Source organism: Paenibacillus luteus, from assembly GCF_006542765.1.
In the GTDB taxonomy this organism is placed as follows: Bacteria; Bacillota; Bacilli; order Paenibacillales; family Paenibacillaceae; genus Pristimantibacillus; species Pristimantibacillus luteus.
Genome location: NZ_SKCD01000066.1, coordinates 139,706 through 165,579 on the forward strand (window position 1 = coordinate 139,706; position 25,874 = coordinate 165,579).

General features: G+C 48.3%; 25 protein-coding genes and 1 other annotated feature (1 of these 26 cut by a window edge). Of the genes, 23 read left to right on the forward strand and 2 right to left on the reverse strand.

The genetic code is table 11. The features are described 5' to 3' along the window. Window positions 1–2 precede the first annotated feature (2 nt). The 16 genes from E0496_RS30965 (at window position 3) to sigG (ending at window position 20,746) form a co-directional block, all read left to right on the forward strand. The gene (locus E0496_RS30965; RefSeq protein WP_241675048.1) at window positions 3–2,318 is read left to right on the forward strand and encodes a penicillin-binding transpeptidase domain-containing protein; all 2,316 of its coding nucleotides are present in this window, start codon (window positions 3–5) and stop codon (window positions 2,316–2,318) included. A 132-nt stretch (window positions 2,319–2,450) separates the two neighbouring features. Next, window positions 2,451–4,391, forward strand: coding sequence for a stage V sporulation protein D (locus E0496_RS30970; protein WP_141505824.1), 1,941 nt, complete (start codon window positions 2,451–2,453; stop codon window positions 4,389–4,391). 75 nt (window positions 4,392–4,466) lie between these two features. Then, the gene (locus E0496_RS30975) at window positions 4,467–5,954 is read left to right on the forward strand and encodes a UDP-N-acetylmuramoyl-L-alanyl-D-glutamate--2,6-diaminopimelate ligase (protein WP_141505825.1); all 1,488 of its coding nucleotides are present in this window, start codon (window positions 4,467–4,469) and stop codon (window positions 5,952–5,954) included. Next, the gene (locus tag E0496_RS30980) at window positions 5,951–7,366 is read left to right on the forward strand and encodes a UDP-N-acetylmuramoyl-tripeptide--D-alanyl-D-alanine ligase (RefSeq protein WP_141505826.1); all 1,416 of its coding nucleotides are present in this window, start codon (window positions 5,951–5,953) and stop codon (window positions 7,364–7,366) included. The genes E0496_RS30975 and E0496_RS30980 overlap by 4 nt, the downstream gene beginning before the upstream one ends. A gap of 4 nt (window positions 7,367–7,370) precedes the next feature. After that, the gene (mraY, locus tag E0496_RS30985; protein WP_141505827.1) at window positions 7,371–8,327 is read left to right on the forward strand and encodes a phospho-N-acetylmuramoyl-pentapeptide-transferase; all 957 of its coding nucleotides are present in this window, start codon (window positions 7,371–7,373) and stop codon (window positions 8,325–8,327) included. A gap of 88 nt (window positions 8,328–8,415) precedes the next feature. Continuing rightward, window positions 8,416–9,864 (forward strand): UDP-N-acetylmuramoyl-L-alanine--D-glutamate ligase, encoded by a 1,449-nt coding sequence (gene murD, locus E0496_RS30990; protein ID WP_141505828.1) that lies wholly within the window; start codon window positions 8,416–8,418, stop codon window positions 9,862–9,864. A 46-nt stretch (window positions 9,865–9,910) separates the two neighbouring features. Next, window positions 9,911–11,008 (forward strand): stage V sporulation protein E, encoded by a 1,098-nt coding sequence (spoVE, locus tag E0496_RS30995; RefSeq protein ID WP_141505829.1) that lies wholly within the window; start codon window positions 9,911–9,913, stop codon window positions 11,006–11,008. 542 nt (window positions 11,009–11,550) lie between these two features. Next, a complete protein-coding gene (murB, locus tag E0496_RS31000; RefSeq protein ID WP_141505830.1) occupies window positions 11,551–12,456 on the forward strand; it encodes a UDP-N-acetylmuramate dehydrogenase in 906 nt (301 codons plus the stop codon). Between the two features lie 15 nt (window positions 12,457–12,471). Continuing rightward, window positions 12,472–13,740, forward strand: a complete 1,269-nt coding sequence (gene murA / locus E0496_RS31005) for a UDP-N-acetylglucosamine 1-carboxyvinyltransferase (protein WP_141505831.1) — start codon at window positions 12,472–12,474, stop codon at window positions 13,738–13,740. Between the two features lie 111 nt (window positions 13,741–13,851). Beyond that, complete coding sequence (locus E0496_RS31010; protein ID WP_141505832.1) at window positions 13,852–14,613, forward strand: cell division protein FtsQ/DivIB; 762 nt, start codon at window positions 13,852–13,854, stop codon at window positions 14,611–14,613. 219 nt (window positions 14,614–14,832) lie between these two features. After that, entirely contained in the window at window positions 14,833–16,074 is a 1,242-nt protein-coding gene (gene ftsA / locus E0496_RS31015) for a cell division protein FtsA (protein ID WP_141505833.1), read from the forward strand. Window positions 16,075–16,288: 214 nt separating this feature from the next. Then, window positions 16,289–17,401 (forward strand): cell division protein FtsZ, encoded by a 1,113-nt coding sequence (ftsZ, locus tag E0496_RS31020; RefSeq protein WP_141505834.1) that lies wholly within the window; start codon window positions 16,289–16,291, stop codon window positions 17,399–17,401. 192 nt (window positions 17,402–17,593) lie between these two features. Next, complete coding sequence (locus tag E0496_RS36305) at window positions 17,594–17,836, forward strand: hypothetical protein (protein WP_206669920.1); 243 nt, start codon at window positions 17,594–17,596, stop codon at window positions 17,834–17,836. A gap of 333 nt (window positions 17,837–18,169) precedes the next feature. Next, window positions 18,170–19,099 carry a sigma-E processing peptidase SpoIIGA gene (gene spoIIGA, locus E0496_RS31025; RefSeq protein WP_338325886.1) on the forward strand — a complete coding sequence of 310 codons (930 nt, stop codon included), beginning with the start codon at window positions 18,170–18,172 and terminating at the stop codon, window positions 19,097–19,099. 37 nt (window positions 19,100–19,136) lie between these two features. Then, on the forward strand, window positions 19,137–19,859 hold the full coding sequence (gene sigE, locus E0496_RS31030) for an RNA polymerase sporulation sigma factor SigE (protein WP_139997957.1): 723 nt from the start codon (window positions 19,137–19,139) through the stop codon (window positions 19,857–19,859). 104 nt (window positions 19,860–19,963) lie between these two features. After that, window positions 19,964–20,746, forward strand: coding sequence for an RNA polymerase sporulation sigma factor SigG (gene sigG, locus E0496_RS31035; protein ID WP_076339226.1), 783 nt, complete (start codon window positions 19,964–19,966; stop codon window positions 20,744–20,746). Between the two features lie 55 nt (window positions 20,747–20,801). Here the strand turns inward: sigG and E0496_RS31040 are convergent, their stop codons facing one another. After that, window positions 20,802–21,098, reverse strand: coding sequence for a DUF3995 domain-containing protein (locus E0496_RS31040; RefSeq protein ID WP_241675049.1), 297 nt, complete (start codon window positions 21,096–21,098; stop codon window positions 20,802–20,804). 105 nt (window positions 21,099–21,203) lie between these two features. Further along, window positions 21,204–21,566, reverse strand: a complete 363-nt coding sequence (locus E0496_RS31045; protein WP_206669921.1) for a hypothetical protein — start codon at window positions 21,564–21,566, stop codon at window positions 21,204–21,206. 57 nt (window positions 21,567–21,623) lie between these two features. On the opposite strand from E0496_RS31045, the gene E0496_RS31050 reads away from it, so the two are divergent. The 7 genes from E0496_RS31050 (at window position 21,624) to E0496_RS31080 (ending at window position 25,750) form a co-directional block, all read left to right on the forward strand. Further along, window positions 21,624–21,905, forward strand: coding sequence for a YlmC/YmxH family sporulation protein (locus E0496_RS31050; RefSeq protein WP_053375508.1), 282 nt, complete (start codon window positions 21,624–21,626; stop codon window positions 21,903–21,905). Between the two features lie 186 nt (window positions 21,906–22,091). Then, window positions 22,092–22,880, forward strand: a complete 789-nt coding sequence (pgeF, locus tag E0496_RS31055) for a peptidoglycan editing factor PgeF (RefSeq protein ID WP_141505970.1) — start codon at window positions 22,092–22,094, stop codon at window positions 22,878–22,880. A gap of 3 nt (window positions 22,881–22,883) precedes the next feature. Next, a complete protein-coding gene (locus E0496_RS31060; RefSeq protein WP_141505838.1) occupies window positions 22,884–23,603 on the forward strand; it encodes a YggS family pyridoxal phosphate-dependent enzyme in 720 nt (239 codons plus the stop codon). A gap of 3 nt (window positions 23,604–23,606) precedes the next feature. Further along, a complete protein-coding gene (locus tag E0496_RS31065) occupies window positions 23,607–24,056 on the forward strand; it encodes a cell division protein SepF (RefSeq protein WP_141505839.1) in 450 nt (149 codons plus the stop codon). A gap of 7 nt (window positions 24,057–24,063) precedes the next feature. After that, window positions 24,064–24,336 (forward strand): YggT family protein, encoded by a 273-nt coding sequence (locus E0496_RS31070; RefSeq protein WP_277755898.1) that lies wholly within the window; start codon window positions 24,064–24,066, stop codon window positions 24,334–24,336. A gap of 35 nt (window positions 24,337–24,371) precedes the next feature. Continuing rightward, window positions 24,372–25,154 (forward strand): YlmH family RNA-binding protein, encoded by a 783-nt coding sequence (locus E0496_RS31075; protein ID WP_141505840.1) that lies wholly within the window; start codon window positions 24,372–24,374, stop codon window positions 25,152–25,154. A 95-nt stretch (window positions 25,155–25,249) separates the two neighbouring features. Further along, complete coding sequence (locus E0496_RS31080; protein ID WP_139997967.1) at window positions 25,250–25,750, forward strand: DivIVA domain-containing protein; 501 nt, start codon at window positions 25,250–25,252, stop codon at window positions 25,748–25,750. 77 nt (window positions 25,751–25,827) lie between these two features. After that, window positions 25,828–25,874: a binding site (T-box leader), on the forward strand; it runs 260 nt beyond the window's last position.

Here is a 25,874-nt window from a genome sequence, read left to right on the forward strand (position 1 = left end):
TGATGAAGATGAAAAAAAGAATCAGATTGCGCACACTGTTGTTTGGAGGGGTAATGACCCTCCTTTTTCTCATTTTAATAAGCCGAATGTATGTCGTGCAGGTAGTAGAAGGCGCGAAATGGTATGATCTTGCGAAGATTAGGTGGTCTGCTGCTGAAGAGCTAGTAGCCAAGCGTGGCACCATCACAGATCGGTCAGGCAATGTTCTAGCGATGGATACGATTGCCTATAACCTGTCTCTTAATCCGAAGGTGATCAACGAAGCAGAGCTTACAGAGGAAGTGATTGACGGACTGCATGAAATTCTTGGTGTATCAAAGGACGAATTAAGAAAGAACGTAATGGCCAAGAAGGATGATGGAAACTTCGTGGTGCATCGGGAGGTACGTAATGGCGGCTGGCAACTGGATAAGTCAGTTGCAGACCAAATCAAAGCTTTTCGTGAAGAGCTCTTGAAAGAAAATAAAGAAAAGAAGGTGTATGATGTTGGCATCGATTTGACCGATAATTTAAAACGCTATTATCCCCGTAAAACTTTGGCTTCTCAGCTCGTTGGTTATTTGGACCGTGACGGAGCTGCCATGACTGGCGTGGAAGCTTCTTTTAATGAGCAGCTAAGCGGAGAAAATGGCTTCATCAAGTATGAGAAGGATGGAAAGCGGGTCCAATTGGCCGAAGGCGACGTAGAGTATAAGCCGGCAGAGAATGGGCAAGACATCAAGTTGACCATTGATAACGATATTCAGCACTACGTCGAGGAAGCGCTCCAGGAAATTGTGAAGAAGTATGCGCCCAAAAGTGCAACCGCCATTGCGGCGGATCCGAATACGATGGAAATACTGGCGATGGCGAATATGCCGCAGTTCAATCCAAATGAATATTCGGTAAATAATTCCAGTTCTTATAATCATGCAATTAAATCTCTTTATGAGCCAGGGTCAACCTTTAAGATCGTTACGCTTGCCGCAGCGGTTGAAGAAGGCGTTTTTAATCCGGATGAGATGTATAAGTCAGGGCTAATCAAGCTCAAAGGCGTGCCTACTCCCATTCGCGATATTAAGCGTGACGGTTGGGGAACGATCTCGTTTCTAGATGGCTTAAAATATTCCAGTAACGTTGCTTTCGTTAAGCTTGGCTATGAAAGATTGGGAGAAGAGAGACTTAGAAAATATTATACCAATTTCGGCTTCGGCCAAAAAACAGGTATTCCATTAGGTAACGAATCAACTGGAACGATTAATTTCCGGTATGCAAGTGATATTGCCCGGGCAACTTTCGGGCAAGGGGTTGTTACGGTAACGCCAATCCAGCAGGTTGCGGCCGTTGCGGCTGTTGCTAACGGAGGCAAACTGCTTCAACCGCAAATCGTGAAGAGCATTACAGATCCTGTAACTAAAACGACCCAAACCTTCGAGCCGAAAGTGGTCCGTCAGGTCATTTCGGAGGAAACCTCCAAAAAAGTCGGAGAGTATTTGGAGCAGGTCGTCTCCGATCAGGAGAAGGGTACAGGGAAAAACGCCTACATTGAGGGTTACCGTGTAGCGGGAAAAACTGGTACAGCCCAAAAAGTTGATGGCAAAAACTACTCGACTACCAAGTTTGTCGTTTCTTTTATCGGTTATGCGCCAGTGGATGACCCAAAAATTGTCGTCTATGTTGTAGTCGATGAACCGAATGACCCTTTGGTAGGGGGCGGTAAGGTAGCTGCTCCTGCATTCAAGCAGATTGTGCTCAAAAGCTTGCGCAAAATGGGCGTAGCTCCTAACTATCCCGCAGATTCCGAAAATGCTCAAAAAGAAGTATCCATAACCGTACCGGATATGAAGGATTATAAAGTCGTACAGGCCAAAGCGGAATTAACCGCGAAGGCGATGACCTTTGAATTAGTCGGAAATGGTAAAACAGTATTGCAGCAAATACCGGCTGCAGGTTCCGCGGTTCACCCAACGCAGCGCATCTATTTGATTACGGAGCAGCGGGAGAAGCTTGCGATTCCGGATTTGAAAGGAGTCTCCTTGCGTGATGCGCTGGAAATTACGTCGCTGATTGGCATTAGGCTCATCCCTGAGGGACAAGGTTATATCGTCTCGCAGAAGGAAGAAACCTTGAATAACGTTAGAGTATTAAAGGTCGTGCTGGCACCGCCATTTAGCGAAGCACCTAAAACGGAAGATGCAGATGGAACCGGAGATTCTGAAGCGAAGGGTGAGGGAGAGGCTGGTGCCGAAGGCGAAGCCCCGGGCACAGATGGCACAACCACGCAAACCGACCAGCAGATCACGGCTGGCGATGAAGCCTCCGTTAACTCTACGCCATAAGTTCTAGGTTTGCCAAATAACCAAAGCTGTTAATACGTAAAGCTTGTTCTATCCGCCGCTTGTCCCGAATAATCTGGGAATGAGCGTCAGTGTACGCTCCTTCGAAACAGTCAGGCGGAGGGGGAACAAGCGGTGAAGGTATCTAATGTAACTGTAAGGCGACGTTTATTTATCGTTCTTATATTGGCCGGGTTTTCATTCCTAGCCTTATGTATCAGACTTAGCTACGTCCAGCTATGGCAAGGGGAAGAGCTTGCGAATAAAGCGGAGAACTCATGGCGGCGCGATATTCCTTATGTAGCGAAGCGCGGCGAAATTGTGGACCGTAATGGCGTTCAGCTGGCTTATAATATCAGCTCGCCAACCGTGTATGCGATTCCTGTGCAAATCAAGGATAAGGAAGCTGCGGCCGTTGCTCTTGCCCCTTTGCTGGATATGTCGCAGGAGACACTGCTGGAAAAAATTAAAACCAAAAAAATGATCGTTAAGCTCGGGCCAGGCGGCAGGAAAATTACGATCGATAAGGCAGAGCAAATCCGCAATCTTGCACTTCCAGGCGTAGTCGTGGCGGAGGACAACAAACGTTTTTATCCTTACGGCAGTTTGGCCGCGCATGTGCTTGGTTTTACCGGCATCGATAACCAGGGGTTAACCGGCATTGAGGCAAAATACAATACCGAGCTTAGCGGAATCGGCGGCAGCGTATCTTTTCTGTCCGACGCAGCCGGCAGGCAAATGCCGAATTCCTCGGATACCTATGTCGAGCCGAAGGACGGGCTTACGATGCAGCTCACGATCGACAAGCAAATACAGACCGTTATGGAACGAGAGCTGGATCAGGCGATGACGAAGCTGCAGCCTAACGGAATCATTGCGATTGCCATGGACCCGAATAATGGTGAGATTTTGGGCATGGCCAGCCGGCCTACCTATGAACCAGACAAGTATCGTGAGGTGCCGACGGAGGTATACAACCGGAACCTTCCTATCTGGATGACTTACGAGCCGGGCTCTACATTTAAAATTATCACGCTAGCCGCCGCTTTGGAGGAGAAGAAAGTTGACTTGAACAATGAGCGCTTTTTTGACCCCGGTGCGATTGAGGTTGGCGGCGCAAGGCTTCGCTGTTGGAAGAAGGGCGGCCATGGCAGCCAGACGTTTCTTGAGGTGGTTGAAAATTCCTGCAACCCAGGGTTTGTCACACTAGGGCAGCGGCTTGGCAAGGATATGCTGTTCGATTACATCAAAAAATTTGGTTTCGGCACGAAAACTGGCATCGACATTGGCGGGGAAGAAAACGGGATATTGTTCAAGCTCAGTCAAGTCGGTCCAGTAGAGCTGGCTACAACAGCCTTTGGGCAAGGGGTTTCCGTAACGCCGATTCAGCAAATTACCGCTGTATCCGCCGCGATTAACGGCGGGACGTTATATAAGCCTCATGTGGCAAAAGCATGGATAAATCCTGAATCTGGAGCAACGGTAGAGACGGTGGAGTCCGTCGCCGTGCGGAAAGTCATATCGGAGGAAACCTCCAAGCAGGTGCGCGAGGCTCTCGAGAGCGTCGTTGCAAAAGGGACGGGACGCAATGCGTTTATCGATGGTTATCGTGTTGGCGGCAAAACCGGGACGGCCCAGAAAGTTATTAACGGACGTTATTCGCCGAATGAGCATATCGTATCCTTTATTGGTTTCGCGCCTGCCGATGATCCGAAGATTGTTATTTATGTGGCCGTAGACAATCCCCAAGGGATTCAATTCGGAGGCGTCGTTGCCGCTCCGATCGTTCGAAATATGATGGAAGACGCTCTATCTATACTGGAAATTCCAGCACGTGAGAAACAGATCGACCGCATCTACAAATACGGGGAGACTCCTATCGTAACAGTGCCGAATTTAGTTGGCAAAACCGTCTCGGATATTTATGAGGACATGAACATGAATTTTAACCTGACCTCTGCCGGATCAGGGAAAACGGTTATCCGCCAAGCACCCGCAGCGGGAACCCGCGTGGACCGTGGGTCAACCATTCGCATCTATTTAGGTGAAGACGATAATATATCCCACTCCCATTGACTATAATGGTAGTTAACGAGGACGTTCCTGCGGCCTAACGGTTTTCCGCCGGCGTCCAAGGGGGGAGTGTGGCAGATGCGTTTAAAGGAAGTGGCTGAGCTGCTTGTCACTGCGCGGCTCATTGGCAGCGGAGAAACGCAATGGAACGGAATTGAATCCGATTCGAGAGTTGTTGCGAGCGGTCAATTGTTTATCTGCTTGCGAGGACATACCGTCGACGGGCATTTGTATGCACCGGAAGCTGTGGAGGCCGGTGCTGCCGCCATTGTTGCGGAACGAGCGCTTGATCTGCCGATACCGCAAATCATCGTCAGGGATTGCAGGCTTGCCATGGCTGCGATCGCCAATCATTATTATGCTTATCCCAGCGATACCCTAAAGCTTATCGGAGTGACAGGTACCAACGGCAAAACAACAACTACCTATTTGATTGAGCAAATTTTAAATGACCAGCTCCTGCCGGCAGGAGTGATTGGCACGATTGAGCGCCGCTTTGCCGGAAAGTCCTTCCCAATGAGCAGCACAACTCCGCAAACCCTCCAGCTCCAGCGCTATCTCGCCGAAATGCGGGATGCAGGCACGAAGTACTGCGCGATTGAAGTTTCCTCGCATGCGCTGGAGCAGGGCAGGGTCAAGGGCTGCCGCTTTCGAACGGCTGTCTTTACCAACTTGACGCAGGACCATTTGGATTATCATGAAACGATGAGCCGCTACGCAGCTGTAAAGGGCTTGTTTTTCTCAAGGCTTGGCAATGAATATAAAGCTGTAGAGAATGATCGATCCTATGCCGTCCTCAATGCTGATGATTCAATCTCATCCGCATATGCAGAGCTTACGGCAGCCGAGGTGATCACTTACGGCATAGATAATGAGGCAGATATTCGTGCCTCAAACATACGGATTACGGCTCAAGGAACTACCTTTCACGTTCATACGTTTCGAGGCGAGGCAGACGTCACCTTGCAGATGGCCGGGAAATTTAATGTATATAATGCCCTCGCTGCCATAGGAGCGGTTCTGATTGAAGGCGTTGAGCTCAAAGCAATCACGGAAAGCCTTCGTAACATTCCCGGCGTGCCTGGCCGTGTAGAGGCGGTCAACGCTGGTCAGCCCTTTGCGGTTATCGTGGATTACGCGCATACGCCTGATGGGCTGGAGAATGTGCTCCGGGCCGTGCAGCAGTTTGCGGAGAAGCGAATTTTATGCGTATTCGGCTGCGGTGGCGACCGCGATCGCACAAAGCGGCCGCTAATGGGAAAAATTGCCGTTAAATATGCGGACTATGCGATCATTACTTCGGATAATCCTCGAACAGAGGCGCCAGAGCTCATTTTAAAGGATATAGAGGATGGGCTTATTCGGAGCCATATTGACCCGTCTGCCTATGAATTAATAGCTGACCGAAGGGCAGCGATTCAAAAAGCGGTTGAAATGGCAAGCCCAGGCGATGTAGTATTGATTGCGGGGAAAGGTCACGAAACCTACCAGGATATCAGTGGAGTTAAATATCCATTCGATGATCGAGAAGCAGCGAAAGAAGCGATAAGGGGAATCATACATTGATTAAACGTACGATCAAGCAAATAGCCGAGATGAGCGGCGCAAGATGGAATGGCAAAGAGAATGAGCTTATGATTACGGGCGTGACGACGGACTCGCGGCAAGCTGCCGCGGGCCAGTTGTTCGTTCCGTTGGTCGGCGAGCAATTTGACGGGCATGCATATTTGGAGCAGGCCGTCCAAAACGGAGCGGTTGCCGCGCTATGGAAGAAGGGGCAGGAGGTTCCGGAGTCAATGGCCCATGTGCCGCTCCTTATTGTTGGCGATACCCTCGTTGCCTTGCAGCGGCTGGCTACGGCATACCGAAGCGAGCTCTTTGTGCGCGTTGTTGGCATTACTGGCAGCAACGGCAAGACGACGACAAAGGATATGACGGCTGCCATTCTAGGTACTTCCTACAAGGTACACAAAACAGAAGGCAACTTCAACAATCATATCGGGCTGCCGCTAACGGTGCTTCAACTGGAAGAGGATACCGAGGTTGCTGTGCTGGAGATGGGTATGAGTGGATTCGGCGAAATAGAGCTGCTAACGAAGATCGCCCAGCCTGACGCTGCTATTATAACGAATGTAGGCGATGCCCATATGCTGCAACTGGGCTCCAGAGCGGGAATAGCGAAGGCTAAGCTAGAGATTGCTCTAGGATTAAGTGAGGATGGATTGCTGCTTTACAACGGCGATGAGCCGCTTCTTGAAGCGGAGCTTCAGAGCGCGATTCTGCCTGCAGGCATCGTTCGCCGCACATTCGGATTATCCGCGGATAACGAGTGGTCTTCCGCTGATATTCGAATTGAATCCGAGGCGTCTTCCTTTACGGCACTTTATAACGGAACGCCTAGCGGTTTGGGAGAGGTTCATATCCCGGTACCTGGCCAGCATAACGTGAGTAATGCATTGGCAGCGATTGCGATCGGCCGTTTCTTCGGTGTTCCAGCAGCAAAAATAGTCGAAGGGTTAAACGGGATGAAGCTGACGGGCATGCGTATTCAGCCGGTAAGAGCATTTAACGGCGCCATGCTGCTCAATGACGCCTACAACGCTAATCCAACAGCCGTACGCGCAGCTATTGATCTTGTTGAGCAGTTGGACGGCTACAGCCGCAAATGGATCGTACTTGGCGATATGCTGGAGCTTGGTCCGGAGGAGCAGGAGCTGCATTTTGAAATCGGCGCATACATTACGCCAAGCAAAGCTGATGCCGTGCTTGCGTTTGGGCCTCTAGCGGAGCATATAGCAGCAGGAGCCGCATCACAGTTTGCCTCTATCTCGGCAGACGCGGTTGTTAAACATTTTAATGATAAAGAAGAGCTTGCACTGTGGCTAAAAACGAAGCTTGAGCCAACTGATCTGGTTCTGATCAAAGGCTCGCGCGGCATGCGTATGGAACAGATTGTCCAAGCTTTGGAAGTGGGGTGAGGATATGGACATGATGGTCATTTTATTTTCGATAGGCGCTTCTTTCCTGCTAGCGGTTCTTCTCGGACCATTGTTCATTCCGATGCTTCGAAGGTTGAAGTTCGGCCAGCAAATTCGTACGGAAGGTCCTCAGAGCCATCTGAAAAAGAGCGGTACGCCAACCATGGGCGGCATCATTATTATGCTGGCGCTTATGATTGCATTTCTGAAGTTTTCGGATAAAACGCCTGAATTTTGGGTGCTGCTGACAGCATCGCTCGGCTTTGGGCTCGTCGGCTTCTTGGATGATTACATTAAAATTGTTTTTAAAAGGTCGCTGGGCCTTACGGCAGGGCAGAAGCTGTTCGGTCAGCTGCTGTTCTCCATCATTGTTTGCGCAATGCTCTATAACATGCATCACAGCACCGTGATCTCTGTACCTGGCACAAGCTGGGGATTTGACCTAGGTTGGTTCTACTACCCGCTGGTGGTCATTATCTTGTTTGCGGCGAGCAACTCGGTCAATTTTACCGACGGGCTGGATGGCCTGCTTGCGGGAACGAGCGCAATCGCGTTCGGCGCATTCACGGTCGTTGCTTTGCAAACCTCTGCCCATGAATCAGCTGTTTTCGCTGCGGCGATGGTGGGTGCGGTTCTTGGTTTTCTCGTATTTAATGCGCATCCAGCCAAAGTATTTATGGGAGACATGGGCTCGCTCGGGATTGGCGGAGGCATTGCGGCCGTAGCCATTCTGACCAAAACAGAGCTGCTTCTTATTGTCATTGGCGGCGTGTTCGTGCTTGAAATGCTGTCGGTTATTTTGCAAGTAGGCTCCTTTAAACTGAGGGGCAAGCGTATTTTCAAAATGAGTCCTATCCATCATCACTTCGAGCTGGTTGGCTGGTCGGAATGGAAGGTCGTTACCGTGTTTTGGCTCGTCGGATTAGTGCTAGCTGCCATTGGCTTGCTGATTATAATATAATTGAGAGTAATATAACGGAAAGCGGCTTCCGATACCTATTGGGGCCGTTTCATGTATCTATATGTATCTATAGGAGGGACTGTCAGTCATGAATCATCCGGCATCTTATCAAGGCCGCCGAGTTGTTGTACTAGGCTTGGCTAGAAGCGGCGTTAGCGTTGCTAAAGTCTTTCATCAATTCGGAGCAGAAGTCGTTGTCAACGATAAAAAAGATCGCGAATTATGCCCCGAAGCGGACGAATTGACTGCTTTGGGCATTTCTGTGCTATGCGGTTTTCACCCAGACGATCTAATTACAGAAGAGACCGCATTGCTCATTAAAAATCCAGGCATCCCTTACAGCTCTCCTCCCGTTCAACGAGCGGAGGAGCTTGGGGTTGAGATCATTACGGAGGTTGAAGCCGCATATTGGCTTTCACCTGTGCCAATCATCGGTATTACAGGCTCGAATGGAAAAACCACGACCACAACCTGGCTCGGCAAGATTCTTAGCGATGCAGGCTTAAAGCCGATCGTAGCCGGCAACATTGGACGTCCACTGTGCGAGGCTGCACTGGAGGCAGCGCCGGATCAGTGGATCGTTGCCGAGCTCAGCAGCTTCCAACTGAAAGGGACTCATGCGTTCCGTCCGCATATCGCAATGCTGTTGAATATTGCGGAGACGCATCTGGATTATCACGGTGACATGGATGACTATGTCAACTCCAAGGCCAAGCTGTTTGATAACCAGACTGAGGATGATGTGGCCGTCATTAATTGGGATGATCCAGAATGCAGGGCAATCGGAGAGCATCTCATCGCGCAGAGATTTCCTTTTTCCCTATATGAGAAGCTTGAAGCGGGTCTGTATATCGATCCTCCATACCAGCGCGATGCGAACGGCGCACTTATCTCGGATGGAACCGAAGAGCTCGCTGAGAGGCAAATCGTTTTTCGCCAAACGGATGGGGAGGAAACGGTCATATTACCGGTAGCTGAGCTAGGGATTCCAGGCGTACATAACGCCGCTAACGCGCTTGCGGCCATTGCAGCGAGTATTTCAGCGGGTGTGACTATAGAACAGCTTAGAGCGCCGCTCAGAGAGTTTGATGCCGTAGAGCATCGATTGGAGTTCGTGCGGGATGTGAATGGCGTCAAATATTACAATGATTCGAAAGCGACCAATGCGGTTGCTACGACCATAGCTATTCGATCCTTTACTGCGCCGATCGTACTCATCGCAGGTGGTTTGGATCGCGGTTCTGACTATATGGAGCTTGAACCGCTGTTCAAGGAAAAGTTGAAGGCGCTTGTTGCTTACGGTCAGACGAGCGAGAAGCTCGCGAATGTAGCGAACCTTGCAGGTTTAGCCAGAGTGGAAATCGTCGAACCTAGTGAAGACGCTGAATCCGTTCTGCAGCAAGCGGTGAAGCAAGCTGCTGCTATTGCAGAGCCGGGCGACATCGTGCTGTTGTCTCCTGCTTGTGCCAGCTGGGACATGTTTGCTTCATATGAGCAAAGAGGGCGCATTTTTAAAGATTCAGCGCATACCTTGTAAGTAGGGGGCATGTCCCTACTTTCCCATGCTAAGAGGTGTGTTCGCTATGGCCAAAGCGCGTTCTGCCCCGGATATCTGGATGCTGACTGCAATTGGGCTCATTCTCACTATCGGGTTAATTATGGTGTACAGCGCCAGTGCGGTGCTTGCTTTTCATGAATTCGGCGACCGGTTCTATTTTGTGAAGCGCCAGCTTTTATTTGCGGGCTTAGGCATAGGCGCGCTTCTGTTTACGATGAACACGCATTATACCATCTGGAAAAAGTGGGCGCCGATGGCATTGATTGTTTGCTTCGGTCTGCTGCTGCTCGTTCTCATTCCAGGGGTAGGCGTCGTCCGCGGAGGCGCACGCAGCTGGCTAGGCATTAGCTCCTTCGGCATTCAGCCATCGGAATTCATGAAGCTGGCTATGATTTTGTTCTTGGCAAAATGGCTTTCAGAGAAGCAGCAAACGATTACGCAGTTTAGAAAAGGACTCGTACCGCCGCTTGGACTGGTTGGACTAGCCTTTGGGCTGATCATGCTGCAGCCGGATCTCGGCACAGGCGCGGTCATGGTAGGAGCATCATTGCTTCTGATCTTCACGGCAGGTGCCCGAATGGCTCATTTGGGCGGCCTCGCGATGATTGGCATCGCAGGCTTTGTCGGCTTGATCATAGCGGCGCCATATCGGCTGAAACGCATTACGAATTTTCTTGATCCATGGGCGGATCCGCTCGGCGGCGGCTATCAAATCATTCAGTCACTATATGCAATTGGTCCCGGCGGCCTAGTCGGTTTAGGGCTAGGAATGAGCCGGCAGAAGTTCAGTTATTTGCCGGAGCCGCAAACCGATTTTATCTTTTCGATTTTATCTGAAGAGCTTGGCTTCATTGGCGGAGCAACTTTGATTTTATTATTTTTAATCGTCGTATGGCGCGGCATACGCGCGGCTATTGCCGCTCCCGATACATTTGGGAGTTTGCTTGCCGTGGGCATCACGGGCATTGTCGGAGTTCAGGTGCTAATTAACATCGGTGTTGTCATCGGTATGATGCCGGTAACGGGAATTACTTTGCCGCTCGTTAGCTACGGGGGCTCATCACTTACGCTATTGCTGACGGCGCTAGGCATCTTGCTCAATATCTCGCGATATTCGAGGTGAGGCCAGGTGCCTGCCTGGATCGTTGAAGATCAATTGTTCACTTTGGTTCGGATTATGCAGTTGATGTTAAAGCTTTACAACACGAAAACCTGGATCCGGCTTCTGATTAGTTGCAGTGCGCTTTGGCGCGGCTGTGTCTATTAGAGCCGGATATTGCTGTCGTATTTATAGAAAGCAACCGTGAATGTGAAAATTGGCCAAAATGGGCGACTGTCACACAAGAGCCTATAAGGGCATAAGATACACTATATTCGTGACCGTCACCCACGTGGAGCGGTTATTGCAGCAGAAGCATCCGGTTGTGACCTTTACAGCCGAAATGCAGCGAATTCTATTGATTATCATCATGTTGAGCAGCACATGAGCATGGGCATGCTTACGAAGTCGGTTTTGCATCACAAAACCTAAGCAACTGCTTACGAAGTAGGTTTTGCTTCACAAAACCTAAGCAACTGCTTACGAAGTAGGTTTTGCTTCACAAAACCTAAGCAACTGCTTACGAAGTAGGTTTTGCTTCACAAAACCTTAAGGAGGTTCTACTAATGGAAGCATTTAAAGCGGAATTGGAACAAGCCAATCTTGGCGAAGTTTTGTACAACGAGCCGCTCTCGAACTATACGACATGGAAAATCGGCGGTCCCGCCGATATATTAATCCTCCCTCGTAGCAAAGAAGAATTAGTTGCTGCGGTTCGTTTGGTGCAAAAGCATCAAATGCCATGGACTAATTTGGGCAGGGGCTCAAACATGTTGGTGAGCGATAAAGGAGTTCGGGGTGTTGTAATTAAGCCACACAGAGGGTTGGATTATGTGCGCTTTGAAGGGCCTACAGTTACTGCAGGAGCTTCATATTCTTTAATCAAACTGTCAGTAATGGCAGGTAAGGAAGGCCTAACCGGTCTGGAGTTCGCGGGAGGAATACCCGGTACGGTAGGCGGAGCCGTTTATATGAATGCTGGCGCGCATGGATCGGATGTGTCACGTATTTTTAAGTCAGCTGATATTGTACTGGAGACAGGAGAATTGGTTCGCTACGAACGAGACGATATGCATTTCTCTTACCGGCATTCCATTCTGCATGAGCAAAAGGGTCTTGTCGTTGAAGCAACCTTTGAGCTGGCAGAAGGAGATAAGAAGGAAGTTCTTGCCATGATGGCCTCCTACAAAGAGAGAAGATTGAGAACGCAGCCGCTGCAGCTTGCTTGCGCAGGAAGTGTATTCCGCAATCCGCCGAATGATCATGCTGCCAGACTTATTCAAGAGGCGGGACTTAAGGGTGAGCGTCTCGGAGGTGCGCAAGTATCAGAGCAGCACGCCAATTTTATCGTTAACACCGGGCAAGCAAAAGCTGAAGACGTTCTCGCCCTCATGACTCATATACAAAGCACTATTCAGGATCGCTATGACATCCTGTTGGTGCCGGAAGTATTGGTGGTGGGTGAGCGGTAATTCGGAGGTGATACATTGGACAAATTGGTGATTGAAGGTGGGAAACCTCTCTCAGGAACCATAGTTATCCAAGGAGCGAAAAATGCCGCTTTGCCGATTCTGGCTGCCAGTCTGCTGGCCGAAGGCACAACAACGATTGATCATGTGCCTGATTTGCTGGATATCGACGTCATGCTGAACATTTTGCGCGAATTAGGATGCCGCGCCGAGCATGTGGGAGGAACGGTTGTGCTGGATACAGAAACTGCACATACTTCCCACGTGCCGGAATCGTTAATGAGACAAATGCGCTCTTCTATTTTTCTAATGGGGCCTTTGCTTGCTAGGTTTGGAGAGACGCAGGTTTACCAGCCGGGCGGTTGTGCGATCGGCGAGAGAAAAATTGATCTTCACCTGGAAGGCTTGAAGGCTCTTGGTGCGGATATTGAAGAAATAGGTAACCGCATCATCTGTCGTGCAGACAAACTGCGGGGCGCTGATATTCATTTAAGCTTCCCAAGCGTTGGAGCTACAGAAAACATCATGATGGCCGCTGCTTTGGCGGAGGGCCGGACAACGATCAGTAATGCTGCACGTGAGCCGGAAATACAAGATTTGCAACATTTTCTAAATGCGATGGGCGCGAAAATTATGGGTGCCGGTACAGATACGATAACGGTAGATGGGGTACAGTCGCTAACGCCATGTCGTTATAAAGTCATTCCGGACCGCATAGTAGCAGGGACAATTATGGTAGCGGCCGCCGCCACACGTGGGCAGGTAACGCTCCTAAATACTCAGCCCGCGCACTTATCCTCCTTGATTCATGTTCTGCGTCGTGCAGGTGTTCAAATTGTTGTCGACGGTGATATAATTAAAGTCGGCTGTGCAACGAGGCCGAAAGCGGTCGAAAGAATCGTAACCTCTCCATATCCGGCTTTTCCTACCGATTTGCAGTCTCAATTGATGGTTCTGCTTACGCTGGCGGATGGCGTGAGCATACTGAAAGAAACGATTTTTGAAGGCAGATTGAAGCATGTCGATGAGCTGTCCCGAATGGGAGCGGACATCCGGGTAGATATGAATGCTGCATTTATTCGCGGTGTCCCTAGGCTTTATGGTGCCACGGTGGAAGCCACAGATTTGCGCGCAGGTGCTGCTCTTGTTATTGCAGGATTGGCTGCACAGGGCAAAACCGTTGTTGAGCAAATTCATCATATCGACCGAGGCTATGAGAAAATTGAAACGATGCTGTCTAGATTGGGTGCGCGGATATCGCGTTATGCTCCAGTGCCTAATAATTAATACTATGCGTTTGAGCTGCAAGATAGAAACAGCCGGTTTCCTGGCACTGCAAAGCAATGGCTGAAGCAGAGAGGAGAGCCGGATGTTTTTTGGGGAAAGAAGGGACAAGTTATGAGCGCACAGATGCCTGTGCTGAAAGAGCCAAGTCGCAAGCGAATGGGCAACCCCAAGCTGTTGACGATTCTCATTTTATTGTTTGTTGCTCTTTTGGCTGTATTATTTTTTAATTCCTCTATCAGCAAGGTTTCAGAGATTCAAATAGAAGGAACGAGATTCGTTACGAAGGAAGAGATTGGCAAAGCGGCAGCCATTTTGGTCGGGGATGCGTTTTTTCGAACCTCATCTTCCACGATAGAGGATCGAGTGCTTGCTCTCCCGCAAATTAATGAGGTCAAGGTAACAAAGGTATTTCCTGGCTTGTTGAAAATAACAGTGGAAGAATACCCTGTCGTTGCATTTGAACTCTCCAAGCAAGGTGAAATGACAGCGCTTTTGTCAAATGGAACGACAGTAGAGGCGGATAGCGACGTAATGCAGCTCGTGGACAAGCCTGTGCTTTCAGGCTGGGCAGATGAAGACCCCGTCAAGGCTGAGCTGACGAAGCAGCTCGGTAAAATTACGGCAAAGCAGCTTTCGGATCTTTCTGAAATTATTCCTAATCCCTCTTCGGCGTACCCGGATCGTATTTTAATGTATACAAGAACCAAATTTGAAGTTATTACAGCAGTCTCTGTTCTTGTTGAAAAAATTGATACGTTGAATGCGGTTATTGAAACGCAGGAACCAGGGAAGATTACGATGCTGCTTGCAGATAAATATGAAGCTTTTATTAATGAAAATTTAGACTCTGAGGAAAAAGAGACTACTCAATAGCTTGAAAGAATGGTAGAATTTTATTTATCGCTTTTATACTCGATGAAGCTGGATAACATTAGGATATATCAGGTCTCGCAAGGGGCGGGACTCGCCAGGAAATGAAAAAACAATGAAAATCTTGTTGAAAAAAGAGGGAAAATATTAAAGGTGTTGAATTAGTAGAAAGACCTTAACGAGTAATGTAATAATTTTTATTTGAAACGGAGGTGCCGCAAGATGAGCAGCAACGACATCATCGTCAGTTTGGACATCGGTACATCCAAAGTTCGTGCTATTATTGGTGAAGTGAATAATGGAGCCATTAATATTATTGGAGTTGGATCTGCTGACTCAGAGGGTATTCGCAAAGGAGCAATAGTAGATATTGACCAAACCGTGCAATCGATCCGTAATGCTATAGAGCATGCGGAGCGCATGGTAGGCATTCAAATATCCGACGTTTACGTGGGAATTCAGGGCAATCATATTGCACTGCAGACCAATCGTGGCGTCGTTGCAGTATCCAACGAGGATCGTGAAATAGGCGAAGAAGATATTGAACGCGTATTGCAAGCGGCTAAGGTTGTCGCGCTCCCGCCAGAGCGCGAGATCATTAATTTGGTACCGAAGCAATATTTGGTTGACGGACTGGAAGGAATATCCGATCCGCGAGGTATGATTGGAGTCCGCCTTGAGGTTGAGGCGACAATCGTCACGGGGACGAAGACTGCCATACATAACCTTATGCGTTGTGTAGAGAAAGCAGGCCTTCGTATTTCTGGCGTCATATTGTTATCATTGGCGTCCGGCGTGGTCTCTCTAACTAAAGACGAGAAAGCAATGGGAACTGTACTTACGGATATTGGAGCGGGCTCCTGTACGATCGCCATTTACGATCAAGGCGGACTGGCAGCTACATCTACCCTGCCAATCGGTGGCGAATATGTAACAAATGATATCGCGTATGGCTTGCGCACACAAAGCGATCAAGCTGAGAAAATCAAGTTGAAGTACGGCTGTGCGAATGTACTGGATGCAGCGGAAGACGTAAAATTTAAAGTGACACGCATGGGAAGCAATGTGGAGAAGGAATTTTCGCAGGTTGACCTTGCAAGCATCGTTGAGCCTCGCATGCAAGAAATTTTCCATCTTATTCGGCAAGAGGTGCGCCGTCTAGGTTATGGAGACAAGGTAAATGGTTATGTCCTGACTGGTGGTTCCGTATCCATGCCAGGAACGCTCGCTTTGGCCCAGACAGAGCTGGAGTCTACCGTTAGAATTGCGTTGCCTGATTATATTGGAGTAAGAGATCCGGCATACAGCAGTGGTGTTGGCATGATCCAATACGTGTCGAAATATATGGGAGCTCGTGGAACTGGGGCAGTGAAGAAAACGGCAAGCCGCAAATCAAGTCCAGCACCTTCAACCAAACCCGGTATGTTCGAGCGGATTAAGAGTATGTTTAATGAATTTATTTAAAATATAAGATAATATAAGTTTCAACTTTAAAATATAGGAAAGCATATGGTTTCGCCATCCTTTCTCTATATTTCTTGGATTGAAACGTGCCGCGCCGCCAAAGGACGGCAACAGCCGTTTCACCTTGTACGATGCTTATATTTTACCGCGAAACGTTGCTGTACCGTCACATGATGCTATCAGCAGTTTACGCTTGACTGGGGGAAAATGAAAGATGTTGGAATTCGACTTTGAGCTTGAGCAGCTTGCTCAAATAAAAGTAATAGGTGTTGGCGGTGGCGGTAGCAATGCTGTTAACCGAATGATAGAGAATGGTGTTAAAGGCGTGGAGTTTATTACGGTAAACACCGACGCTCAGGCGCTGCATTTGGCTAAATCTGAGCATAAGCTGCAGATCGGCGATAAGCTGACGCGTGGACTTGGTGCGGGTGCCAACCCAGATGTAGGCAGCAAGGCAGCAGAAGAATCTCGCGAAATTATTATGAATCAGCTAAAAGGCGCGGACATGGTTTTCGTTACAGCGGGTATGGGTGGCGGAACAGGAACAGGCGCTGCGCCAGTTATTGCTGAAATTGCGCGTGAATGCGGCGCGTTGACAGTTGGTGTAGTAACTAGACCGTTCACTTTTGAAGGCCGCAAACGTGCTGGACAAGCTGAGCTTGGTATTGAAGCACTAAAAGAAAAAGTGGATACACTTATTGTCATTCCAAATGACCGTTTGCTTGAAATTGTTGATAAGAAAACCCCTATGCTAGAAGCGTTCCGTACGGCAGATAATGTATTACGTCAAGCCGTACAAGGCATCTCAGATCTTATTCAAGTACCAGGCCTAATCAACCTTGACTTTGCAGACGTAAAAACGATTATGACAGAACGCGGCTCCGCTTTGATGGGTATCGGTATTGCTACTGGTGAGAACCGTGCTGCTGAAGCTGCGAGAAAAGCGATTATGAGCCCGTTGCTTGAAACATCAATTGACGGCGCGCGTGGTGTAATTATGAATATTACTGGTGGCAGCAATCTTTCGCTCTATGAAGTGAATGAGGCGGCTGAAATCGTTATTTCAGCCTCTGATCCAGATGTAAATATGATCTTTGGTGCTATCATTGATGAAAGCCTAGAGGACGATATTAAAGTAACCGTTATCGCAACAGGTTTTGAACATAAAGCGCCAACACCGCGCCGTTCTCCACAGCAGCCAGAAGCAGTGGATACAAGACCTGCAGGCAATACCGGTGCTGTTAAGCCATTTGGTGCAAGCAACACGTCTAGTGACCAACTGGAGATTCCAGCATTCCTTCGCAATCGCCCACGCAGCGATCGCTAATCTATGTAATGAAACGCCTCGCCATTCCTGGTGAGGCGTTTTTTTTTTTGTTGTTGATGTACATTGCTCATTGATGCCGAAAGAGTGCTGTAAGCACATATATGCTCTTACAGCTAGAGAGTAGCCATCCAATACGAGATGATTTTGGCGGATAAGCGAATCTGAGAACTGCAAACGACTGATTTCAGCAGAATGTGCTCGGTAACCGTCAATCTCAATGGCAAGCCGCAGTCCATCATTAAAGTAGGCAAAGTCCAGATATCTTATCCCATCGCGATAGTCGGCGACTTCAAACTCCGGATGCAATCTGTCGAGGTCGTGGAAGGCGGGATACCAAATGTACTCGACAAAATGTTTTTCCGCATGGCCAAGCCCCTGTTCCAGCCTTCATCTACACTCCCCCTTACGATTGTTCAGTTCCTTTTCCAGCCATAGCTCATATTCCGTTTGAAACGACAAATCGATCCCCCCTTGTAAAATAAAATACCGCATACTTCGGGTAGGTACTCCCGAGTAGGCGGTGTGCTTCACTGCTTTCCTTCTAAGCTTCGTATCATACGATAATTTATAAACGCGAACAAGCTTTTTCTGAAAGGAACAATCACAAGAAACGCAAAAGTTGAGGCGGTTTTTATACTCCTACTCGACAAAAAAAGATATGTCATGCTGTCATGAATAGACAGACTTTGAAATAGGATTTTAATATACTAGTCTCAATCGTTCTCCCGGGAGCCGGATGCAGGTCCGTGTATCGCCAGTTGCAGGAAGGTGACCGAAGTGGCTGTTTATGTGGATGTTATGTTTTTGCGAGAGCTTCTCGTGGACGGCGCGATTCTACTAACTTCCGCATGGGCGCGTCATCTTAAACCAAGGCCTTGGCGGGTGTTAGCGGCTTCTGCTGTCGGAGCTTGTTATGTCGTTTTGATGCTTTTTCCGCAATTATCTTTTTTATTTACGCTAGTTGTAAAGATCGGTATATCGCTGCTTATGGTTTGGATTGCGTTTGGGTTTGCTTCGATTCAGCATTTTGCAAGGAACATTGCGGCGTTTTATGCGGTTAACTTTGTGGCAGCGGGTGCCGTGCTAGGGCTTTATTATTTATTCATGCAAGGATCAGGTGAAGTATGGAGAACGATTAGTTTCGTAAATGGCAGTATGCATGTGGAGCTCAAGATGGGATTGTTTTATTTAATTGCTGCGTTTTGTATCGGACTGTATATCTACCGTACCGTATTGACGCAAAAAAGAGAACGGGAGCTGGTGCAGACTCATTTAGCAGAAGTGAAGATTACGATTGGTGAACGAGTGCAGACCTGTGTTGGTCTAATCGACACCGGGAACCAGCTATATGACCCGCTTACAAGAACGCCAGTTATGGTGATGGAAGCTTCTATTTGGCAAGAAGATTTGCCCGAGTCGTGGTTGAATAGCATACGAGATGCACAAGTAGATCGTCTTGTGGCGGGAATGGATGATCAGCCTTACTTCATATGGCAAGACAGGCTTCGTCTCGTTCCATTCAGAGGGGTCAACCGAGGATCACAGTTCATGCTCGCAATAAAGCCTGATGCGGTTGAGATTACTAGGGAAGGACAAGTTTTTGAAACGCGAAAGGTGCTTATCGGGCTTGACGGCGGAAAGCTAACGTCTGATGGGGCATATCGAGCCATTATCCATCCGTCTATGGTACAACAATAAAAACGTATGCTCATACAAACGAGGAGGGATGGGCCAAATGCTCGTCAAGTACAAATTGATCCTTCAGTTATATTATTATCGTGTCATGTTTTTATTCGGATTAAAAAGCGAAGAGATTTATTATATCGGTGGCAGTGAAGCGCTTCCACCGCCATTAACACGCGAAGAAGAAGAATATTTGCTGGAAAAGCTGCCTTCGGGCGATACGGCCATTCGGGCGATGCTGATCGAACGAAACCTACGGCTTGTCGTATATATTGCCCGCAAGTTCGAGAATACCGGCATTCATATTGAAGATCTCGTATCGATTGGCGCGATTGGTCTAATCAAGGCGGTCAACACCTTTGATCCGGAGAAAAAGATCAAGCTGGCCACTTATGCCTCGCGTTGTATCGAAAATGAAATATTGATGTATCTGCGCCGCAATAGCAAAACACGCACCGAGGTATCTTTTGATGAGCCGCTCAACATCGACTGGGACGGCAATGAGCTGCTATTGTCCGATGTGCTGGGAACAGAAAATGATACGATCTACCGAAACATCGAGGAGCAAGTGGATCGCAAGCTGCTGCATAAAGCGCTCGATAAGCTGTCTGAACGTGAGCGGATCATTATGGAGCTGCGCTTTGGTTTAGCTGATGGGGAAGAGAAAACGCAAAAGGATGTTGCAGACCTGCTTGGCATTTCCCAGTCCTATATTTCAAGGCTCGAGAAGCGGATTATCAAAAGACTTCGCAAAGAATTTAATAAAATGGTCTAGAGGCCGCGTCCTGCCTGCGGTTGTCGAATGATGTCACAATAGGAATAAAAAGGCCGCCTGAGGAGATAATGTACAGTAATGTTTCTCCTTGGGAGGTAATCACGTTGACCCGAAATAAAGTCGAGATCTGTGGAGTGGATACCGCGAAACTGCCTGTCCTAAATAATGTCGAGATGAGAGAATTGTTTACGGCATTGCAAACCCGCAACGAGTGGGCAGCAAGAGAGAAATTAGTAAACGGCAACCTGCGGCTGGTACTTAGCGTTATTCAAAGGTTTAACAATAGGGGAGAGTTTGTGGACGACCTGTTCCAAGTCGGCTGCATCGGACTTATGAAGGCGATCGATAATTTTGACCTTAGCCAAAATGTCAAGTTTTCCACCTATGCCGTACCGATGATTATCGGAGAAATACGCCGTTACTTGCGAGATAACAATCCGATCCGCGTCTCGCGCAGCTTGAGAGACATCGCTTATAAGGCGCTCCAGGTAAGGGATAGCTTAACGAACAGGAATTCACGCGAGCCGACGATTTTTGAAATATCGGAGGCATTGAACGTTCCGAAGGAAGATGTTGTTTTTGCACTGGATGCCATTCAGGACCCAGTTTCCTTATTCGAACCCATCTATCATGATGGTGGTGACCCCATCTATGTCATGGATCAAATTAGTGATGAGCGTAATAAGGATGTCTCCTGGATTGAGGAGATTGCCCTTCGGGAAGCGATGCATAAGCTGAACGACCGGGAAAAAATGATTTTGTCGATGCGCTTCTTTGAAGGCAAGACGCAAATGGAGGTCGCCGATGAAATCGGGATCTCACAAGCACAAGTTTCACGTCTGGAGAAGTCAGCTATTCAGCAAATGCAAAAGCATGTAAAATCGTAAAAAACGGTGCCGCGAGGCACCGTTTTTTGTGTGTGAAAAAGCATATGCGGACGGCTTAAGTAATCAGCATAAGCCAGACGGTTAAGCAGGAAAGGAACAGGCACAGAGGTGAATAAACGAAGGTATCCATGCGGGCAAAAGGGGTTTTGCGAATGCGCTTGAAAAGGCCGACCGTATTAAATTCGCCAACTGATCGAATTAAAAAAACAACAGCAAGCGTCCACCCGCCAAAGTTGGCGAGCCATGAAGGCACCATTCGTGGAATGACCTCGACATGCATGAGGAGAATCAGGACTGCAGCCCAGAAAACCAAGATTACCGCTCCAATGCCATACGCTAGCAGCAAAGGCATATCAAACCCCTCCAGTATCATTATTCAGGCTTTCCGATAAACGAGAGGATTTGTACGATCTGTTTTTCAGTTTCTTGAACGCTCCTTGCTTTATGCTTATTGCGTTCATGCCAACCCAAATAATAATGGTACACAAAATCTGAGATCGATAATGCCCTCTCCAGACTGAAGCCGCAATCCACAAGCAAGCCGCTGCTGTTCGATGGTTGATAAAAGGTCCTCGTATTTGCTCTCCGTCGCCCCAAGCTTGCGGAGATGGTACACAAAATCCTTCGTGTCAACAGAGCTGAACATCAGTTTCAGTAATTGGCGAATCTTCTCTGGCGGCTTCACAGCATGGTGCATTTCGATATGGGCGATAATCGACGCCGTTGCAAGCTCTTGCCAATGCTCTGTGATGCGGTTAATTAATAAGGGGCGGTTTTTGAAATACCAGATGCCGTACATAAAATGTAGCAAATGCCTCATATAGTTATAGGAGAAGTTAAAAGGACGATCACTCTACGTGAAAAGCGGTGAACGGTGATGAAAATATCTGATTTTCAGACGAAGGATGTCATTAATATTGTGGACGGGAAGAAGCTCGGTCAAATCTCGGATTTGGAGCTGGATTTAAGACAAGGGCGTATTGATTCAATTGTCGTGCCACAGTTTACTAAGTTTTTGGGGATGTTTGGAGGAGGAGGGACGGAGGTTGTTATTCCTTGGCGAAACATTGTGAAGATTGGTGCGGACGTTGTGCTGGTGCGAATGGATGATACGAAGCAGCTCCGTGCCGAAGAGGATGATTTGCACGCCCGCTCTTAACGCGGTAAACTATTTTTAGATATTAAGGTAGAGACGCTGAACGCTGAGGGAGAAAGGAACGGCAGCTCTTGGCATGACTGGTTAAGCAGCCAGCTTCTCAAATCTTTGAATAGAGGTGGAACAGTGGAAGCTTTCGAACATCTACAATTAGCGAAGGGGCCTTCGCTTTTTTTGTTGCCCAATTGGATGGTCCGGAATGAACGGCTAACTGTCGGTTTTACGGGCCGGGAAGGCGGCTCAAGCGAAGCACCGTGGTCGAGCTTGAACATGGGTCTTCATGTAGGGGATGAGGATCATTCGGTCATCGCTAACCGGAGGGCATTAACAGACGCTATAGACTGGCCATTTGACGCGTGGACATGTGCGGAGCAGGTACATGGGAATACCGTGCATCAAATGATAGAGGAAGACAGGGGACGCGGCAGAGACTCGTTAGGCAGCGTCATAAAGGATTGCGATGCGATAATGACGGATGTTCCCGGCGTGCTGCTGGCTTCATTTTATGCGGACTGCGTACCGCTTTATTTCTATGATCCCGAGCATGATGCAGTCGCTCTTGCCCATGCAGGCTGGAAAGGGACGGTGCAGGAGATTGCCGCAGTGACGATTCATGCGATGGAAGCCGCGTATGGAACTAATCCTAAGGTCCTTCTTGCAGCGATAGGGCCATCAATTGGTAGTTGCTGTTATGAGGTTGATGGTCCCGTGATCAATCAGGTACAGCAGCTGCTGCAAGGGCTTGGCGTTAAAACGGAAACCGCTGAAACGATGTTGAAGTTGTCTGGAGATGGAAAAGCGAACTTGCACTTGAAAGAAATAAACCGACAGATTATGATAAAAGCAGGAATTTTGCCGATCCATATCGAATTAACAGAGTGGTGCACCGGATGCAGACGAGATTTGTTTTTTTCTCATCGCAAAGAAGGTGGCCTAACCGGCCGGATGGCCAGTTGGATCGGCATTCGGGAGAGGTGAAGCATGTCATCTGCATTTGAGGATAGAAGAGCGCTCGTAGAAGAGCGGATTAGACAAGCTTGTGAGCGTTCAGGACGCAGCAGGGACGAGGTTCAAATTATTGCAGTGACCAAATATGTGTCTTTGGACACAACCAAGGAAGCGCTTGGACATGGCTATCGCCATTTAGGCGAGAACCGCTGGCAGGATGCACAGGTCAAATGGGAAGCCATTAGCAGCAATCCTATCGGGGAGCCTGACGATCAACCCATCTGGCATTTCATTGGTTCATTGCAAACGAATAAAGTGAAGGACGTCATTGGGAAGTTTACATACATGCATTCGTTGGACAGGCTATCGCTTGCCGAAGCCATCGACAAGAAGGCCTCTCAGCTTGGTATTATCGTTCCTTGCTTTATTCAAGTTAACGTATCGGGCGAGGATTCGAAGCAAGGTCTGGAGCCAGAGGACCTGCTTCCGTTTGTGGAACAGCTGAAGCGGTTTCAGTCGATCAAGCCAATTGGCTTAATGACTATGGCGCCTTATGAAGCCGAACCAGAGCAAACAAGGCCCGTGTTTCGAGCATTGCGTGAATGGCGTGATGAGCTTCAGCGGCAATCGAACCATACAAGCACGATCACTCATTTATCTATGGGGATGTCGAATGATTTTGAAGTCGCGATTGAAGAAGGAGCCACTTGGATTCGTCTTGGCACGATACTAGTTGGGAAAGAGGAGGAATAAAGGATGAGTGTCATGAACCGATTTATGAGCTTTCTTGGTCTGCAGGACGAAGAAGAAGTTGTAGAGAGAGAACGAGTTGTACAGAATGAAGAACAAGAAGCTGAAACCACACCGTTCGAAGCACGTAAGACTACAAAGAGCAATAACGTCGTCAGCATCCATTCGCAGAAAAATGTACGAGTTGTGCTTAGTGAGCCCCGTTCGTATGACGAAGCGCAAGAAATTGCCGATCATCTGCGCTCGCGTCGTGCCGTCATCGTTAATCTCCAGCGCGTCCGGAGCGATCTCGCCGTTCGCATTGTTGATTTCCTGAGCGGTACAGTGTACGCTTTAAGCGGGAGCATCTCTAAGCTTGGTCCTAATATTTTTCTTTGCACGCCGGATTCAGTGGAAATTCAAGGCGCTATAACGGAAATGCTGGCGGAGGAGAACGACTACAACAAAATGAGGTGACCTTGAGTTGTTTAATAGTGTGGGAGATGTCATTGGTACACTGCAAAGTATTTACAGCTTTATGATTATTGGTTACGTGCTGCTGTCTTGGCTGCCAAATGCCCGTGAAAGCTTTATTGGCGTTTTTCTAGGCAAAATGGTCGAGCCGTATCTCGGGATTTTCAGAAGGTTTATTCCACCGATTGGCGGAATGCTTGATCTGTCCCCGATTATCGCACTATTCGCTTTGCGTTTCGTGGCGATGGGTCTGATTGCGGTTATTGAATTTTTGATCCCGTAATGGAATGTCTGATTTAAATAAAGGAATGAGATCGTATGAAACAAGGTATATATGATCATTTTCACCCCGATGAGAAGCCTTTCGTAGATCGGGCGGAGGAATGGATAGAGCGGTCCGCACAGCAGCATGAGCTGAAGCGGACCGATTTTTTAGACCCGAGACAAGCGCAAATATTGACGATTCTGGCTAATCGCAATCCGGATGTCAGCATTCGTCTGGATGGCGGTTATGAGCAAGCTGAACGCTGCCGGGCGATCATTGGGCCGGAATATCGTCATCTCGATGACGAAACAGCGGGAATCTCCGTTCTTGTGGTAAACTGGCCAGGACAAGCCCAGCTTGAACTGGACCATGGTGATTTTTTGGGCGCCTTGCTCGGACTTGGCATTAAGCGTGACCGAATTGGTGACATACATGTTCATGAACATTTTTGCCATATTGTCGTCATGGATGAAATTGCCGACTACTTAAATATCCATCTAAGGCAGGTCCATCGAATTAGTGTTCTGACGGACGTTATTCCTCTAAATGAGCTTAAGACGGTCGTTCCGAAGCTGGAGGAGATGAGCTTGTCGGTCGCTTCCATGCGACTGGATGGCATCGCTAGCGATGTATATCGGATCAGCAGGTCCAAAATTGTCGATCCGATCAGGGCTGGCAGATGCAGAGTCAACTGGAAATCGGAGGAGGACCCTTCGAAGCAGCTTCGCGAGGGCGATGTGGTATCCTTTAAGGGACTTGGCCGGTTTAAAGTACTAGAGATGGACGGAGTGACAAAAAAAGGCAGAATCCGAGTCAAAGTCGGCAAATTTATTTGAGCGAATGCAGGAATTTCACTGCGGTTGTCGAAAATGTTCACAACAAATAGTATTTCCCGTTGCCAGAGTCACAAATACCATGAGGAGGTGCGCCAATGCCGTTATCACCATTGGACATACATAACAAAGAATTCGGCCGGAGACTGCGCGGCTATGACGAGGATGAAGTCAATGAATTTCTCGATCAAGTAATTAAAGACTACGAATCGCTCATTCGTGAAAATAAAGAGATGCAAAATCAAGTGCTTGGCCTGCAAGAGAGATTGAATCATTTTACAAATATCGAAGAAACGCTTAGCAAAACGATCATCGTCGCGCAGGAAGCTGCCGATGAGGTGAGAAGCAATGCGAAGAAGGAAGCACAGCTGATCATTAAAGAGTCAGAGAAAAATGCTGACCGTATTATTAATGATTCACTGGCGAAATCTCGCAAGGTATCGCTTGAGGTGGAAGAGCTTAAGAAGCAAGCATCGGTCTATCGGGCACGTTTCCGTACACTAGTTGAGGCGCAGCTTGAACTGTTAACGGTAGACGGCTGGGATACATTGGAGCCGCAAGCTTCCAGATCCTCTGAGCATGAGCTGACTAGAGGCTAATGTTTTAGATTTAGGCGAAATGCCATTTGACATTTGGCCTGTCGGTAAGCTATAACTAGGATAATGAATTGATAATCCAAACTTCGTTGATGAGAACAAGTACGCTTTACGTTCACTCCAAAGA